The sequence below is a fragment of the Klebsiella sp. CD33 genome, assembly GCF_051992865.1.
In the GTDB taxonomy this organism is placed as follows: domain Bacteria; phylum Pseudomonadota; class Gammaproteobacteria; order Enterobacterales; family Enterobacteriaceae; genus Klebsiella; species Klebsiella pneumoniae.
Genome location: NZ_CP197023.1, coordinates 2,986,064 through 3,000,652, shown reverse-complemented (window position 1 = coordinate 3,000,652; position 14,589 = coordinate 2,986,064). Strand labels below are relative to the sequence as shown.

16 protein-coding genes are annotated in these 14,589 nt (G+C 56.6%); 10 read left to right on the top strand and 6 right to left on the bottom strand.

Going from position 1 to position 14,589, the window contains the following annotated elements:
- The first annotated feature begins 94 nt into the window (after positions 1-94).
- Positions 95-580, top strand: coding sequence for an ATP-independent periplasmic protein-refolding chaperone Spy (gene spy, locus ACR809_RS14915; protein WP_004217130.1), 486 nt, complete (start codon positions 95-97; stop codon positions 578-580).
- An 87-nt stretch (positions 581-667) separates the two neighbouring features.
- Here spy and cho read toward each other — a convergent pair whose 3' ends face one another.
- Together cho and nadE are read right to left on the bottom strand one after the other, a co-directional pair.
- Positions 668-1,531 (bottom strand): excinuclease Cho, encoded by an 864-nt coding sequence (gene cho, locus ACR809_RS14910; protein ID WP_122051396.1) that lies wholly within the window; start codon positions 1,529-1,531, stop codon positions 668-670.
- A 100-nt stretch (positions 1,532-1,631) separates the two neighbouring features.
- Positions 1,632-2,459: an ammonia-dependent NAD(+) synthetase gene (gene nadE / locus ACR809_RS14905; RefSeq protein WP_004151921.1), complete on the bottom strand. Its 828-nt coding sequence runs from the start codon at positions 2,457-2,459 to the stop codon at positions 1,632-1,634.
- Between the two features lie 282 nt (positions 2,460-2,741).
- Between nadE and osmE the strand changes: the two genes are divergently transcribed.
- From osmE to chbG, 8 genes are all read left to right on the top strand, one after another.
- On the top strand, positions 2,742-3,080 hold the full coding sequence (gene osmE / locus ACR809_RS14900; RefSeq protein WP_002901544.1) for an osmotically-inducible lipoprotein OsmE: 339 nt from the start codon (positions 2,742-2,744) through the stop codon (positions 3,078-3,080).
- A gap of 278 nt (positions 3,081-3,358) precedes the next feature.
- Positions 3,359-3,679 carry a PTS N,N'-diacetylchitobiose transporter subunit IIB gene (chbB, locus tag ACR809_RS14895; protein ID WP_002901547.1) on the top strand — a complete coding sequence of 107 codons (321 nt, stop codon included), beginning with the start codon at positions 3,359-3,361 and terminating at the stop codon, positions 3,677-3,679.
- A gap of 19 nt (positions 3,680-3,698) precedes the next feature.
- Positions 3,699-3,815, top strand: coding sequence for a hypothetical protein (locus ACR809_RS14890; RefSeq protein ID WP_014907779.1), 117 nt, complete (start codon positions 3,699-3,701; stop codon positions 3,813-3,815).
- Between the two features lie 11 nt (positions 3,816-3,826).
- Entirely contained in the window at positions 3,827-5,185 is a 1,359-nt protein-coding gene (gene chbC, locus ACR809_RS14885; protein ID WP_004148091.1) for a PTS N,N'-diacetylchitobiose transporter subunit IIC, read from the top strand.
- Positions 5,186-5,238: 53 nt separating this feature from the next.
- Complete coding sequence (gene chbA, locus ACR809_RS14880) at positions 5,239-5,586, top strand: PTS N,N'-diacetylchitobiose transporter subunit IIA (RefSeq protein WP_004140356.1); 348 nt, start codon at positions 5,239-5,241, stop codon at positions 5,584-5,586.
- A 27-nt stretch (positions 5,587-5,613) separates the two neighbouring features.
- The gene (chbR, locus tag ACR809_RS14875; RefSeq protein WP_002901552.1) at positions 5,614-6,438 is read left to right on the top strand and encodes a transcriptional regulator ChbR; all 825 of its coding nucleotides are present in this window, start codon (positions 5,614-5,616) and stop codon (positions 6,436-6,438) included.
- Between the two features lie 110 nt (positions 6,439-6,548).
- Positions 6,549-7,895, top strand: a complete 1,347-nt coding sequence (locus ACR809_RS14870) for a 6-phospho-beta-glucosidase (RefSeq protein WP_004148093.1) — start codon at positions 6,549-6,551, stop codon at positions 7,893-7,895.
- A 12-nt stretch (positions 7,896-7,907) separates the two neighbouring features.
- Positions 7,908-8,666, top strand: a complete 759-nt coding sequence (chbG, locus tag ACR809_RS14865) for a chitin disaccharide deacetylase (protein ID WP_004183684.1) — start codon at positions 7,908-7,910, stop codon at positions 8,664-8,666.
- A gap of 57 nt (positions 8,667-8,723) precedes the next feature.
- On the opposite strand, the gene katE is transcribed toward chbG, so the two are convergent.
- Complete coding sequence (gene katE, locus ACR809_RS14860; protein WP_004140344.1) at positions 8,724-10,982, bottom strand: catalase HPII; 2,259 nt, start codon at positions 10,980-10,982, stop codon at positions 8,724-8,726.
- Positions 10,983-11,172: 190 nt separating this feature from the next.
- On the opposite strand from katE, the gene cedA reads away from it, so the two are divergent.
- Positions 11,173-11,427: a cell division activator CedA gene (gene cedA / locus ACR809_RS14855; protein ID WP_008807754.1), complete on the top strand. Its 255-nt coding sequence runs from the start codon at positions 11,173-11,175 to the stop codon at positions 11,425-11,427.
- A 58-nt stretch (positions 11,428-11,485) separates the two neighbouring features.
- Here the strand turns inward: cedA and ACR809_RS14850 are convergent, their stop codons facing one another.
- From ACR809_RS14850 to kduD, 3 genes are all read right to left on the bottom strand, one after another.
- Positions 11,486-12,877: an L-cystine transporter gene (locus tag ACR809_RS14850; protein WP_004151918.1), complete on the bottom strand. Its 1,392-nt coding sequence runs from the start codon at positions 12,875-12,877 to the stop codon at positions 11,486-11,488.
- A gap of 135 nt (positions 12,878-13,012) precedes the next feature.
- The gene (locus ACR809_RS14845) at positions 13,013-13,603 is read right to left on the bottom strand and encodes a metal-dependent hydrolase (protein ID WP_002901611.1); all 591 of its coding nucleotides are present in this window, start codon (positions 13,601-13,603) and stop codon (positions 13,013-13,015) included.
- A 91-nt stretch (positions 13,604-13,694) separates the two neighbouring features.
- Entirely contained in the window at positions 13,695-14,456 is a 762-nt protein-coding gene (kduD, locus tag ACR809_RS14840; protein WP_004176511.1) for a 2-dehydro-3-deoxy-D-gluconate 5-dehydrogenase KduD, read from the bottom strand.
- Between the last annotated feature and the right edge of the window lie 133 nt (positions 14,457-14,589).

The following is a 14,589-nucleotide window of genomic DNA, read 5'->3' as shown; positions in this document are numbered from 1 at the left end:
TTACTCTTGCTCTGACTAATTGACGATTAACGTCGTAAAGTTAATCTCGTCAACACGGCAACGCGCCGTAAGAATAACGTAAAGTAAGGATTGAATGATGAAGAAACTCACTGCACTGTTTGTTGCCTCTACTCTGGCTCTGGGCGCGGCTAACCTGGCACACGCCGCCGATACCACCACCGCGCCGAGCGACAGCAAGCCGATGATGATGCATCATAAAGGCGGCCCGGGTCAGCATGACATGATGTTTAAAGGCCTGAACCTGACCGATGCGCAGAAGCAGCAGATCCGCGACATCATGAAGAGCCAGCGCGAAAATATGAAACGTCCGTCCCTTGAAGAACGCCGCGCGATGCACGATCTGATCGCCAGCGACACCTTCGATAAGGCGAAGGCGGAAGCGCAGATCGATAAGATGGAAGCGCAGCATAAAGCGATGGCGCTGTCCCGCCTGGAAACGCAGAACAAGATCTACAACATTCTGACCCCAGAGCAGAAAAAACAGTTCAATGCTAATTTTGAGAAGCATCTGACAGAACGCAACGCGCCGGCAGGTAAAATGCCTGCACCTGCTGAATAATGTAGCGCACTGAATCAAGACCGCCGGTCTTGCCCAATAATGCCATCAGGCGTTGGGCAGGGCCGGCGGTTTTTTATTGGTGGCTTCTCAGCCAAGCGGATGCAGCGGATAGTATCCGCTGAGCAAAGGCTTACAGAGGATCTTGTAACCATCCTGGTCAAATCCGGCGGGCAGACGGGTCAACTCCGCCGCCTGGTCGAGCGATTCAACGGCGCCCAGCCACAGCCAGTTATGAATGACGTGATACTGCGTCATGTCCGGGCCGCGCTCCTCCAGCGCCACGGGCCCCGCCCACGGCCAGCACACCAGCTGCAGTCTGCTCATCTGCGCCAGCAGGCGCTCTCTGTGCGCCTCCACGCTCTCCTTTCCACAGCAGGCCCCGGCGCAGCGGCCCAGCGCGGAGCGAAAGCAGGCGCGGCCGCGGCTGAGCGGTTCCAGACCAAGCAGGCCATAACAGAGGCGCTGTTCGTCAGCGAGGTTCTGCAGCATCTGCAGCGCCGCCCGCCGGTTGGCGAACAGGCCATAGAGATGCTGCTGGTGCGAGAAATCAACCTCACGGGCATAGACAATCTGCGGCCGGTCGTCCGCAAGTAGCCAGGCGCAGAGCTGCTTGTTACGCCGTAGCCGCTTGTTAAACAGCGGCTGCTGCTCTTTAATCAACCGCGCCTCCAGCAGCAGCGCTCCCAGCTCGCCAGCGGTGCGCTGCCAGGTGATACGCCGCGACTGACGCAGCATCGCGGCCTCTTCAGGGGTGCGCAGGTGGGATAACACCCGGCTGCGGAGGTTGACGCTCTTACCGATATAGAGCGGCATCGTGTCGCTGTCGCCGTGAAACTGATAGACGCCCGGCAGCTTCGGCAGCGCCTCCAGCCACGGGCGAAGATGTTCGGGATATTCATAGATCGCCGCCGCCTCAAACTCGAGACGCGGGGCTGATTGCTTTCTGGCCACAATAACTCCTGATACTGTCTATCCATCCAGTATAGCAGGCCATTTTTGCGGCGAAAAGGGCAAAAAATAACCCCGGCGCAGGCCGGGGCGGGGGGAGAGACTATTTTTTCCAGAAATCGTCAAAGACGGTGATCGGCGGCCGGCGCTTGTGTTCGGTTTTCAGATACCAGCCCTCGATCGTTTTGGCGATGCTCGGGTCCAGCGTTTTGCCTTCCAGATAATCGTCGATGTTCTCGTAGGTGACACCCAGGGCCACTTCATCCGGCAGGGAGGGGCGATCGTCTTCCAGGTCGGCGGTGGGCAGCTTCTTATACAGATGTTCCGGGCAGCCGAGATGGGCCAGCAGCTGTTTGCCCTGACGTTTGTTCAGGCGGAAAATTGGGTTGATGTCGGTGCCGCCGTCGCCATATTTGGTGAAAAAGCCGGTAATCGCTTCCGCCGCATGGTCGGTACCGACCACAACTCCTTTGGTCATTCCGGCGATGCTGTACTGGGCCTTCATTCGCTCACGGGCTTTTTCATTTCCGCGAACGAAGTCGCTCAGTTCGATGCCTGCTTCGCGCAGCGCCTGTTCGCTGGCCAGCACCGCAGCTTTAATATTGACTGTCAACACCCGGTCAGGCTGGATAAATGCGATGGCGTCCTGGCAGTCCTGCTCATCAGCCTGCACGCCATAGGGTAAACGGACGGCGATAAACTGCAGGCTACTGTCGCCGGTTTCGGCACGCAGTTCGTTAATCGCTATCTGGCACAGTTTTCCCGTCAGGGTGGAGTCCTGACCGCCGCTGATACCCAGCACCAGCGATTTAATAAACGGGTAGGTCTGCAGGTATGACTTCAGGAAATCGACGCTGCGGCGGATCTCGCCTGCGACATCAATCTGCGGCTTTGCGCCCAGCGCCTGAATAATCTCTTGTTGTAGCGTCATCGCGCCCTCCGAAAGTGAATCTGTTTGGCAAGCTGTTGGCTTAAAGCTACCTCTTTGCCGCTGAAACGACAAGGACCGGGGTTTTGACTGCCGGAAAAGAAGGCAATCAATGACATAGGTTTTCATTATAGATGCTGTACCGCGCATTGCGCCGCCGTCCGACTTCGGCAGAACAATCCTGTTTACGCAATAACATAACCTGACATGATTTCGCTGTTCGGCTTGAAAAATAACACTATTTATTCCAGGCTTATCGTTACACAGTAGAAAAGAGGAACCAAAATGAACAAAAGCTTAGCAGGAATACTGGGCGTCACCGTCGCGTTAACCTTACTGGCGGGCTGTACCGCTTACGATCGTACCAAAGACCAGTTTACCCAGCCGGTGGTGAAAGATGTGAAGAAAGGGATGTCGCGTCAGCAGGTGATGCAGATCGCCGGCAAACCTTCAACGGAAGTCACCATGGTCCATGCCCGCGGCACCTGCCAGACCTATATCCTCGGTCAACGAGATGGTAAAGTTGAAACCTACTTTGTGGCCCTCGACGAAACGGGTCACGTCATGAACTCCGGCTACCAGACCTGCGCCGAGTATGATACCGACCCGCGCAACGCCAGGTAAGCTTCCTACTGTTTACTGACTTCTACGTAAGCCCGACCACTGGTCGGGCTTTTTTGTGAGTCATGATGCTTATTTAATTGCGCGAATTATTTGGATGAAAATGTGAGGGTAGTCAAAACCGGAGGTCAATGAGAGACAATTCTGTTCAACAGCGAATTATCCTGGCGGCTCAGCTTGCCGTATACTCAACTCATAAACAGAATTAACCGGATGTTACCAGTCTTACCGGCTCTCAGCGGTTACTGAAGGCCCTGGTCTCACACATTGAGGAAGCGTTCATGGAAAAGAAACACATTTATCTCTTCTGCTCGGCAGGCATGTCCACGTCACTGCTGGTCTCCAAAATGCGGGCGCAGGCGGAAAAATATGAAGTCCCGGTCATTATTGAAGCCTATCCCGAAACCCTCGCGGGCGAAAAAGGGCCGGAAGCCGACGTAGTATTATTAGGGCCACAAATTGCGTATATGTTACCGGAAATTCAGCGCCTGCTGCCGAATAAACCGGTTGAAGTTATCGACTCCCTTCTCTATGGCAAAGTTGATGGTTTAGGGGTATTGAAAGCCGCCGTCGCGGCTATTAAGAAAGCTGCAGCACAATAATTTTAACTTTTAAAACTCGATGTATTTTGACGCCTGGCGGCTGCCTGTTGCCGGACGTCAAAAAATAATGAGTTTATTTTCCCGTCAAAGAGTAATTTCATACATCATCGCCGTAATAGTTTATTGCGGCTTTTAAGGGTATTGACTATGAGTAAAGTGATCGATTCGCTTGAAAAGGTACTCCTTCCTTTTGCAGTGAAAATAGGAAAGCAGCCGCATATTAATGCAATAAAAAATGGATTTATTAAATTAATGCCGTTGACCCTCGCCGGGGCCATGTTTGTGTTAATTAACAACGTTTTTCTGAGCTTCGGCGAAGGCTCTTTCTTTTATTCCATGGGCATTCGCCTGGATGCCTCCACCATTGAAACCTTAAACGGCTTTAAGGCTATCGGTGGAAACGTCTATAACGGCACCCTCGGGATTATGTCGCTAATGGCGCCGTTCTTTATCGGCTCCGCGCTGGCGGAAGAGCGCAAAGTTGACCCGATGGCAGCTGGCCTGCTGGCGGTGGCGGCCTTCATGACCGTGACCCCGTATAGCGTGGGCGAAGCCTATGCGGTGGGCGCCAACTGGTTGGGCGGGCAGAACATCATCTCCGGGATGATTATCGGTCTGGTCGTTGCGGAACTGTTCACCTTCGTGATCCGTCGCAACTGGGTGATTAGACTGCCGGACAGCGTGCCGGGGTCGGTATCACGCTCTTTCTCAGCGCTGATCCCGGGCTTCTTGATCCTCTCCATCTTCGGCATTATTTCGTGGGCCCTGGCGAGCTATGGCAGCAACTTCCACCAGATCATCATGGACTCTATCTCGACGCCGCTGGCGGCGATGGGCAGCGTGGTTGGCTGGGCATACGTTATCTTTAACTCTCTGCTGTGGTTCTTCGGTGTGCACGGTTCTCTGGCGCTTACCGCCCTGGATAACGGCATCATGACGCCGTGGGCGCTGGAAAACATCGCGCTGTACAACCAGTACGGCTCTGTTGATGCGGCCATCGAAGCGGGCAAACAGTTCCACTTCTGGGCTAAACCGATGCTCGACTCCTACATCCTGCTGGGTGGCTCCGGGGCGACGCTGGGTCTGATTATCGCCATCTTTATCGCTTCTCGCCGCGCTGACCATCGTCAGGTTGCTAAGCTGGCGCTGCCGTCAGGCATCTTCCAGATTAACGAACCGATTCTGTTTGGTCTACCGATCATCATGAACCCGGTGATGTTCATCCCGTTCGTGCTGGTTCAGCCGATTCTGGCGGCCATTACGCTGGCGGCCTACAGCCTGGGGATTATCCCACCGGTGACCAACCTGGCGCCGTGGACTATGCCGACCGGTTTGGGAGCGTTCTTTAACAGTAACGGCAGCGTTGCCGCCCTGCTGGTGGCCCTGTTCAACCTTGGCGTCGCTACCCTGGTCTACCTGCCGTTTGTGGTGCTGTCGAATAAAGCACAGACCGTTATCGAGCAGGAAGAGAGCGAAGAAGACATCGCTAACGCACTTAAATTCTGATACCGCGCGGTACGGGCAGCGTCCCGTACCGCCTGATAAATGAGGGAAATATTATGTTTGATCTGGACAACATCGACGCGGTAGAGACCCCGGAAAATGACCTCGAAGAGGTAGTGATGGGGCTGATTATCAACTCCGGACAAGCCCGTAGCCTGGCCTATGGCGCGCTGAAGCAGGCGAAGCAGGGCGACTTTGCCGCAGCGAAAGCGATGATGGAGCAGTCGCGCCAGGCGCTGAGCGAGGCGCATCGCGTGCAGACCCAGCTTATCGAAAGCGACGAGGGCGAAGGGAAAATGAAGGTCAGCCTGGTGCTGGTGCATGCCCAGGACCATCTGATGACCTCCATGCTGGCTCGTGAGCTGGTGGCCGAATTGATTGAGCTGCACGAGAAGGTACAATAGGCCATCGCGACGATGAGGCAGCCCAGAATGATGACCACCGAGATCAGTACCGCCAGAGAACAACAGCTGTTCAACGGGAAGAACTTTCATGTGGTCATCTATAACAAAACGGAAAGCGTGAGCGGGCTTCACCAGCATGATTACTACGAATTTACCGTGGTGTTAACCGGGCGCTATTACCAGGAGATCAATGGCAAACGGGTGCTGCTGGAGCGCGGGGATTTCGTCTTTATCCCGATGGGCTCGCACCACCAGAGCTTTTACGAGTTCGGGGCGACGCGCATCCTTAACGTCGGCATCAGCAGACGCTTCTTTGAGAAACACTACCTGCCGCTGCTGCCGTTTGGTCTGGTGGCTTCGCAAGTCTACGCCGTGCAGAGCGCTTTTCTCGGCTACGTTGAGTCGGTCATCGCCTCACTCAATTTTCGCGAAACGGAATTTGACGAATTTATCGAGCTGGTCTCTTTTTATGTCATTAACCGTTTACGCCACTATCGTGAAGAGCCGGTTGCCGACGTGACGCCGCAATGGTTAAAAAATACCGTGGAAGCCATGCATGATAAGCTGAAATTCGGTGAAGGCGCTCTCGAAAATATGGTTCGCTTATCCGGAAAAACGCAGGAATATTTAACCCGGGCGACCCAGCGCTATTATGGTAAAACGCCGATGCAGATAATTAATGATATCCGTATCAACTTTGCCAAAAAACAGCTGGAAATTACCAATTATTCGGTGACGGATATTGCGTATGAATCAGGTTACAGCAGCCCGAGCTTGTTTATTAAAACCTTTAAAAAACTGACGTCGTTTACGCCGAGCAGTTATCGCAAACATTTGACCAGTATTAATTAAACCCGCGCGGCGTTCGCCGCCAGGTTTATACCGAAAATCATTCAAGTTAACTGTCCGCATTGTTGCGGAGAGCGGCCTGCGTCCAGGCGCAGCGCCTAAGGGAGAAAAAGATGAGCCAGAAATTAAAAGTAGTCACTATTGGCGGCGGCAGCAGCTATACCCCGGAATTACTGGAAGGATTTCTGAAACGTTATCATGAACTGCCGGTAAGCGAACTATGGTTGGTAGACGTCGAAGAGGGCCAGGAGAAGCTCGATATTATCCACGCGCTGTGCCAGCGGATGGTGGAAAAAGCCGGCGTGCCGATGAAAGTCTATAAAACGCTGGATCGCCGCGCAGCGCTGCAGGGCGCAGATTTCGTCACCACTCAGCTGCGCGTGGGCCAGCTGAAGGCGCGTGAAAAAGATGAGCGCATCCCGCTGAGTCACGGCTACCTGGGTCAGGAGACCAACGGGGCGGGCGGGTTGTTTAAAGGACTGCGCACCATCCCGGTGATTTTCGATATCGTGAAAGATGTGCAGGAAATTTGCCCCGACGCATGGATCATCAACTTCACCAACCCGGCGGGCATGGTCACCGAGGCGGTCTATCGCCACACCAATTTCAAACGCTTTATCGGCGTGTGCAACATTCCTATCGGCATGAAGATGTTCATCACCGACGTGCTGCAGCTGAGCCCGAGCGATGAGCTGAATATCGACCTGTTTGGTCTCAACCACCTGGTGTTCGTCCGCGACGTGCTGGTTAACGGCGTCTCGCGCTTCGATGAACTGCTGGACGGCGTGGCCTCCGGCCGTCTGACCGCGAACTCGGTGAAAAACATCTTCGACCTGCCGTTTAGCGAAGGGCTGATCCGCTCCCTGCGCCTGATCCCATGCTCTTACCTGCTCTACTACTTTAAGCCAAAAGAGATGCTGGCGATTGAGATGGGCGAGTACTACAAAGGCGGTGCGCGCGCCCAGGTGGTGCAGAAGGTGGAGAAACAGCTGTTCGAGCTGTATAAAAACCCGGATCTTAACGTTAAGCCGAAGGAGCTGGAGCAGCGCGGCGGGGCCTATTACTCTGATGCCGCTTGCGAAGTAATCAATGCCATCTATAACGACAAGCAGACTGAGCACTATGTGAATATCCCGCATCATGGTCATGTCGATAATATCCCGGCGGACTGGGCGGTAGAGATGAGCTGCACCTTAGGCCGCGACGGCGCGAAGCCGACGCCGCGCATTACTCATTTCGATGAGAAGGTGTTAGGGCTTATCTACACCATCAAGGGGTTCGAAGTGGCGGCCAGCCAGGCGGCGATCAGCGGTGAGCTGAACGATGTCCTGTTGGCGCTGAACTTAAGCCCGCTGATCCATTCCGATCGTGACGCCGAACAGCTGGCGCGGGAGATGATTCTGGCGCATGAAAAATGGCTGCCGAACTTTGCGGCGACGATCGAAAAACTAAAATCGTAACGGGAGTAGCAAATGGAACGCGTATTGATCGTCAATGCCGACGACTTCGGCCTCAGTAAAGGGCAGAACTACGGCATTATCGAGGCCTGTCGCAACGGCGTGGTGACATCGACCACCGCGCTGGTCAACGGCGCGGCCATTGACCACGCCGCCCAGCTGAGCCGCAGTACTCCGGAGCTGGCGGTCGGTATGCACTTTGTACTGACGCTGGGCGAGCCGCTGTCGGCCATGCCGGGATTAACCCGCGATGGCCGGCTGGGCAAATGGATCTGGCAGCAGGCGGAAGAAGATAGCCTGCCGCTGGAAGAGATCGCCCACGAGCTGGCGTGTCAGTACCATCGTTTTGTCGAACTCTTCGGCCATGAGCCGACGCATATCGACAGCCATCACCATGTTCATATGTTCGCCCAGATTTATCCCATCGTCGCGGCCTTTGCCCGCGAGAAGGGCATTGCGTTACGCATTGACCGCCAGGTGGCGGCGCAGAGTGGGCTCGACCAGCAGGCGGCGCGCAGCAGCGCCGGCTTCAGCAGCGAGTTTTACGGCGAAGCGGTCTCTGAGGAACTGTTTCTGCAGACGCTGGATGCCTCCATCGCCCGCGGGGAGCGCTCCCTGGAGGTGATGTGTCATCCGGCTTATGTCGATCGGATCATTATGGGCAGCGCCTACTGCTATCCGCGACTGGATGAGCTTGATGTGCTGACATCTGCTTCACTGAAAGCGGCGGTGGCCGACCGGGGTTATCGTCTGGGAACCTACCGCGACGTGTAAGCCCGACGGGGGAAAGGGAAAGTGAATCAAGCCCGGCACAGCGTGCCGGGCTTTTTACTACGCCGGAATAGCGGCGATTTTCGGGCTTCTCGACCACACGCGGTGGGCCGTCATCAGGGCGAGCAGTTTGTCCGCCGCTGGCGTGTCGAGCGCATCGGTGACGATGACCCCCTCTTCACCTTGGGTCGGGACTTGCAGAACGGACGTCAGCTGCCGCGCATCCCCTGCCAGCAGGATCGGCTTCAGATGTTTATAGGCTTCCAGCAGGTAATAGCGCGCGTCACCGCTCTGACTCAGGGCGCTGAGGTCGCCGCCGGGCACCACCACCGCATCCACCGTCAGCGACGGGGAGCCGGCGAAGGTGCCGGCGATCGGCAGCGGAGAACCATCGTCGGCAATGACTTCGCCCATTCGCGAGTAGAGCAGCTTGCTGTGCACGCCCTGGGCCTGCAGCGCCTGCAGGAGCTGAACCAGATCCTGCGCTGAGGTGCGTTCGTTGAGCAGGACTGCCACCACGCGACCTTTCACATCTCCTTCGGCGTCGGCGTAGAGGCTGAGGCTGGGGTCTTTCTCCACGCCATTGACCGGGGCGGGCAGGGTAATGTTGCGCTGATCGTCGCTCAGTTCGATGCCTAAGTTCGCCCCAACCGCTTCCGCAAGCTTAGTATCAATGTGGGCCAGATGATCGACCACCCGCTCGCGGATCCAGGTGCGGACCACTTTGCTGAGTTCGAAGCTGAAACCATCGATAATATGCTGCTGTTCAATCGGCGTCTGGCTCAGCCAGAACAGGCGCGGCTGGGCGTAATATTCGCCGAACGAAGGGCTGCGCTGGCGGATTTTTTCGCCGTCGACGCGCTCGGCGAGGGACTCAAAGCCACCGCGTTTGGCGGCAGGCGGCGTCTCGCGCGGCCAGTTGTCGTTAATCGAGTTGGGCTCGTAGTTGGCCGGATTGGTGTCAATGTCCATCCGGTGCATCCCGTCACGCTGGAAATTATGATACGGGCAGGTCGGACGGTTGATGGGGATTTCATGGAAGTTCGGCCCACCCAGGCGGCTAATTTGCGTATCGGTGTAAGAGAAGAGACGCCCCTGCAGCAGCGGATCGTTGCTGAAATCAATGCCCGGGACGATATGTCCGGGATGGAAGGCCGCCTGTTCATTTTCGGCAAAGAAGTTATCCGGGTTGCGGTTGAGGACCATTCTGCCAACCCGCTGCACCGGCACCAGCGCCTCGGGGATCAGCTTGGTGGGATCGAGCAGGTCGAAGTCAAAAGCAAATTCATTCTCTTCGGGGATCAATTGCAGGCCAAGCTCAAATTCCGGGTAGTCCCCGGCTTCGATGGCCTCCCATAGATCGCGGCGATGAAAATCGGGGTCGCGGCCGGTCAGCTTCTGCGCTTCATCCCACACCAGCGAGGCCTTGCCGGCGACCGGTTTCCAGTGAAAGCGAACGAAGGTGGCTTTGCCCTCGGCATTAATCAGACGGAAGGTGTGGATCCCGAAGCCTTCCATGGTGCGATAGCTGCGCGGGATGCCGCGATCCGACATCGCCCACATCACGTTGTGCAGCGTTTCCGGCTGCAGGGAAACATAGTCCCAGAAAGTATCGTGGGCGCTCTGCCCTTGTGGGATGGCCCAGTGGGGTTCAGGCTTCACGGCGTGGACAAAGTCGGGGAACTTCATCGCGTCCTGGATGAAGAAGACCGGTGTGTTGTTGCCCACCAGGTCAAAAATCCCTTCGTCAGTGTAAAACTTGGTAGCGAAGCCGCGAATATCACGGACGGTGTCCGCCGACCCCGCGCCGCCCTGCACGGTGGAAAAGCGTACAAACACCGGGGTGATTTTATCGGCTGACGAAAGAAAATCGGCTTTAGTCAACGCAGCCAGGCTTTTGTAGGGCTGGAAGTAGCCGTGGGCGGCAGAGCCGCGGGCATGAACGATACGCTCCGGAATACGCTCGTGGTCAAAGTGGGTGATCTTCTCCCGCAGGATAAAATCTTCCAGCAGCGTTGGGCCGCGGCTACCGGCGCGCAGCGAATTCTGATCGTCAGCAATGCGCACGCCCTGGTTGGTGGTCAGCGGAAAATCTTCCCCCCCTTTGCGTTGCGCCTCCAGGGAATCCAGTTTGCTGTTATGAGTATCGGGCGCTTTCAGGCTGCCTGGGGCGGTGGGTTCGACGCCCGGAGCGGTAGGTTTCGGCGTGGGGCGCCACTCCCGATCGTCCGGCGCCAGCGAATCGAGACCCGGTTGCGCTTCCTCGCTGTCGTGGACCGGTGCCTGCTGTTGGTGAGGGTTCGGGTGCTTATCAGACATTACTCGTCTCCTGCTTTCATTGCTAAAAGTGGTCGTTGATAGACCAAAACCCTTCTAACTATAGAACATTACGCTGTCTGCGCCCGGCGAGGGGGCAGGGAGTTATCCTAAAATGCGCATCGGCGGCGAAGGGGCGACGAACGGGGCCACAATCGGCTATGATAGAGGTTTCTGTTTCCCGCTATGTTTAGTGAATCCATTTGTTATGAAACCATTGCGCCAACAAAATCGCCCTGTCATTAGCTACGTGCCGCGCGTGGAGCCTGCGCCTCCGGAACATGCCGTGAAAATGGACCATTTTCGCGATGTCTGGATTTTGCGCGGGAAGTATGTCGCTTTTCTGCTGATGGGGGAGCATTTCCGTCGCTCACCGGCATTCAGCGTGCCGGAGTCGGCGCAGCGCTGGGCTAACCAGGTGCGTCAGGAAGGTGAGATTGAAGCCTGAGTCGGCTGCAGAAATAAAAAAACCGCTGAATGATCAGCGGTTTTTTTGTGCTTGCCGTTTAGCGATGCGCCAGTTCGGCTTCTTCCTCACTATCGAAGATCGACTTGTCGGTCTGGCGCAGCCACTGGCTGGTCAGCGTCCCGGCGGTCATTGAGCCGTTAACGTTCAGCGCGGTACGCCCCATATCGATCAGCGGTTCGACGGAGATGAGCAGGGCTACCAGGGTCACCGGCAGGCCCATCGCCGGCAGAACGATCAGCGCGGCGAAGGTCGCGCCGCCGCCCACCCCGGCGACGCCCGCCGAGCTGACGGTGACGATGCCCACGAGGGTGGCAATCCACATCGGATCCAGCGGGTTGATGCCCACGGTCGGCGCGACCATCACCGCCAACATTGCCGGATAGATACCGGCGCAGCCGTTCTGGCCGATGGTGGCGCCAAAGGAGGCGGAGAAGCTGGCAATCGACTCCGGTACGCCGAGACGACGGGTTTGCGCCTCAACGTTCAGCGGAATGGAGGCGGCGCTGGAGCGGCTGGTAAAGGCGAAGGTGATCACCGGCCAGACTTTACGGAAGTACTTCAGCGGGCTGACGCCGTTAATCGCCAGCAGCAGGCCGTGGACGACAAACATAATACCCAGCGCAATGTACGAGGCTACCACGAAGCCGCCAAGCTTGATGATGTCCTGCAAATTCGACCCGGCAACCACTTTGGTCATCAGGGCCAGCACACCGTAAGGGGTCAGCTGCATGACCAGACGAACCAGCTTCATTACCCAGCCCTGCAGGGTATCGATCGCGGTCAGCACGCGCTGGCCTTTTTCCACATCCTCTTTCAGCAACTTAAGCGCTGCGACGCCGAGGAACGCCGAGAAAATGACGATGCTGATGATGGAGGTTGGGTTAGCCCCGGTCAGGTCAGCAAACGGGTTCTTCGGCACGAAGGAAAGGATCAGCTGCGGGACGCTGAGATCCGCTACTTTCCCTACATAGTTGCTCTGGATGGCGTTCAGACGGGCGGTCTCCGCGCTGCCCTGGACCAGACCCTCGGCGGTGAGGCCGAACATATTGGTCACCAGCACGCCAACCAGGGCGGCGATCAGGGTGGTGAACAACAGAGTACCGATGCTCAGGAAGCTAATTTTCCCCAGCTGCGAGGCATTGTGCAGGCGGGCCACCGCGCTAAGGATAGAGGCGAAGACCAGCGGCATAACAATCATTTGCAGCAGCTGGACGTAACCGTTGCCGACGATATTGAACCACTGGATGGAATCCTTCAGCACCTGGCTGTCAGACCCGTAGATCAGCTGCAGCGCCAGACCAAAGACCACGCCAGTCGCCAGACCGACCAGCACTTTTCTGGCCAGGCTCCACTGTTTATGGCGTGTTTGCCCCAGCGCAAACAGTAATACGGCGAACACGACTACGTTCGCTATTAATGGAAAGTTCATCCCCGTTCTCCTGATATTTTTATAACCTGGGCTGGTGGATAACCAGCTCTTATGACGGCAAGGTTAGCAGAAGGCGTTATCAAGGACTTATATTCAAATGGAATGGGTTATAACCAAATGGCGTTTTCCGCCGCTTTATCGCCCACTCTGGTGACTTATAAAGCGATTGAAGGTGATCTGCAGGGAATTGATCACCCCGGATGACCAGCGTATCGCGCTGTTGTCCGCCAGCGTCTGCGGCATCCAGACGGCATAGACGAACAGCGCCATACACAAGGCGCGTTCGAGCTGATTGCCCTTGCGCGGCGCAAGGATCGGCAGCCGGAAGCGCCAGCGACAGGGCCACAGCAGCGGCACACCGGCGGGGGTGAGCATATCGGCGAGAATGTGGCTGAGATAGCCCAGCACCAGGCCCTGGAGAGCGTCTGCCGGGACAATCCAGCTGTCAGGCACTTTCAGATAGAACAGCGTCAGCGCGCCAAAGACGGCCAGCAGGCTGTGGGTGAAGCCGCGGTGGCCAAAGGCCCGCGCCACGGGCTTTGAGATCCAGCTCAGCCGTTGGCCAAGAAACGACTTTGGGTGATCGATGTCCGGCAGCAGGCAGGTCAATACCGCCGAGGGCACAATATGCCACCAGTCGCCCTGCGCCAGCACCGGCGTTAACTCTGCGTTTTTGGCAAATACTGCGCAGGCGATTGAAAAGAAGAGATGGCCTTCCGCCGTCATGATAACACACCCTAAACTGTCGATTCATACAGTATAGGGTTTTTATACAGTGTACGGAAGAGGTGACGGTGTAACTCTTTGTCACAAACTCTCAGCGCGCCAGCCATCCGCCATCGACGGCCAGCGTATAGCCGTTAATATAGTCGGCCGCTGATGAGGCGAGAAACACCACCGGCCCCTGCAGGTCTTTCGGCGCTCCCCAGCGACCAGCGGGAATGCGCTCGAGGATCGCCTGGTTACGCTCTTCATCTTCGCGCAGCGCCTGGGTGTTATTGGTGGCCATATACCCGGGCGCTATGGCGTTGACGTTGATACCCTGGCCAGCCCATTCGTTGGCCAGCAGACGGGTCAAACCCAGCACGCCGCTTTTCGAGGCGGTGTAGGAGGGGACGCGGATCCCGCCCTGAAACGAGAGCATCGAGGCGATGTTAATGATTTTCCCGCCTTCCCCCTGGCGAATGAACTGCCTGGCGACCGCCTGGCTGAGAAAGAAAACCGCTTTGAGATTCAGGTCGATCACCGCGTCCCAGTCGCTTTCCGTGAAGGTCAGGGCATCATGGCGGCGGATAATTCCGGCGTTGTTGACCAGAATATCGACCCGGCCCATCGCCGCCACCGCCTGGTCGACCAGACCGCTCATATCATTCTCTTGGCTGAGATCCGCCTGAATGGCGTGAAAGCGGCGGCCCAGCGCCAGCACCTGGGCGGCCGTATCATGGGGAATTTTACGGTTGATGCCGACGATATCGCACCCGGCCTGCGCCAGGCCCAGCGTCATTCCCTGTCCCAGGCCGGTATCGCAACCGGTCACGATGGCGACCTTACCCGTCAGGTCGAAGGCGTTCAGTACCATATTCACCTCTGTCAGCTGATCTACTGGCGTACGATGACGCCACCTGTGACCAGCATAGAGGGAGGAAAACAAAATTACAATTAAAATGAAACAATGTTTTGATTTTGTTGCTGGCGGCGTGACAGCGATTGTT

Coding starts and splice junctions, on each gene's coding strand:
- spy (WP_004217130.1), top strand. CDS start 95: ATGATGAAGAAACTCACTGCACTGTTTGTTGCCTCTACTCTGGCTCTG.
- nadE (WP_004151921.1), bottom strand. CDS start 2,459: ATGACGCTACAACAAGAGATTATTCAGGCGCTGGGCGCAAAGCCGCAG.
- osmE (WP_002901544.1), top strand. CDS start 2,742: ATGAACAAAAGCTTAGCAGGAATACTGGGCGTCACCGTCGCGTTAACC.
- chbB (WP_002901547.1), top strand. CDS start 3,359: ATGGAAAAGAAACACATTTATCTCTTCTGCTCGGCAGGCATGTCCACG.
- ACR809_RS14890 (WP_014907779.1), top strand. CDS start 3,699: ATGTATTTTGACGCCTGGCGGCTGCCTGTTGCCGGACGTCAAAAAATA.
- chbC (WP_004148091.1), top strand. CDS start 3,827: ATGAGTAAAGTGATCGATTCGCTTGAAAAGGTACTCCTTCCTTTTGCA.
- chbA (WP_004140356.1), top strand. CDS start 5,239: ATGTTTGATCTGGACAACATCGACGCGGTAGAGACCCCGGAAAATGAC.
- chbR (WP_002901552.1), top strand. CDS start 5,614: ATGATGACCACCGAGATCAGTACCGCCAGAGAACAACAGCTGTTCAAC.
- ACR809_RS14870 (WP_004148093.1), top strand. CDS start 6,549: ATGAGCCAGAAATTAAAAGTAGTCACTATTGGCGGCGGCAGCAGCTAT.
- chbG (WP_004183684.1), top strand. CDS start 7,908: ATGGAACGCGTATTGATCGTCAATGCCGACGACTTCGGCCTCAGTAAA.
- katE (WP_004140344.1), bottom strand. CDS start 10,982: ATGTCTGATAAGCACCCGAACCCTCACCAACAGCAGGCACCGGTCCAC.
- ACR809_RS14850 (WP_004151918.1), bottom strand. CDS start 12,877: ATGAACTTTCCATTAATAGCGAACGTAGTCGTGTTCGCCGTATTACTG.
- ACR809_RS14845 (WP_002901611.1), bottom strand. CDS start 13,603: ATGACGGCGGAAGGCCATCTCTTCTTTTCAATCGCCTGCGCAGTATTT.
- kduD (WP_004176511.1), bottom strand. CDS start 14,456: ATGGTACTGAACGCCTTCGACCTGACGGGTAAGGTCGCCATCGTGACC.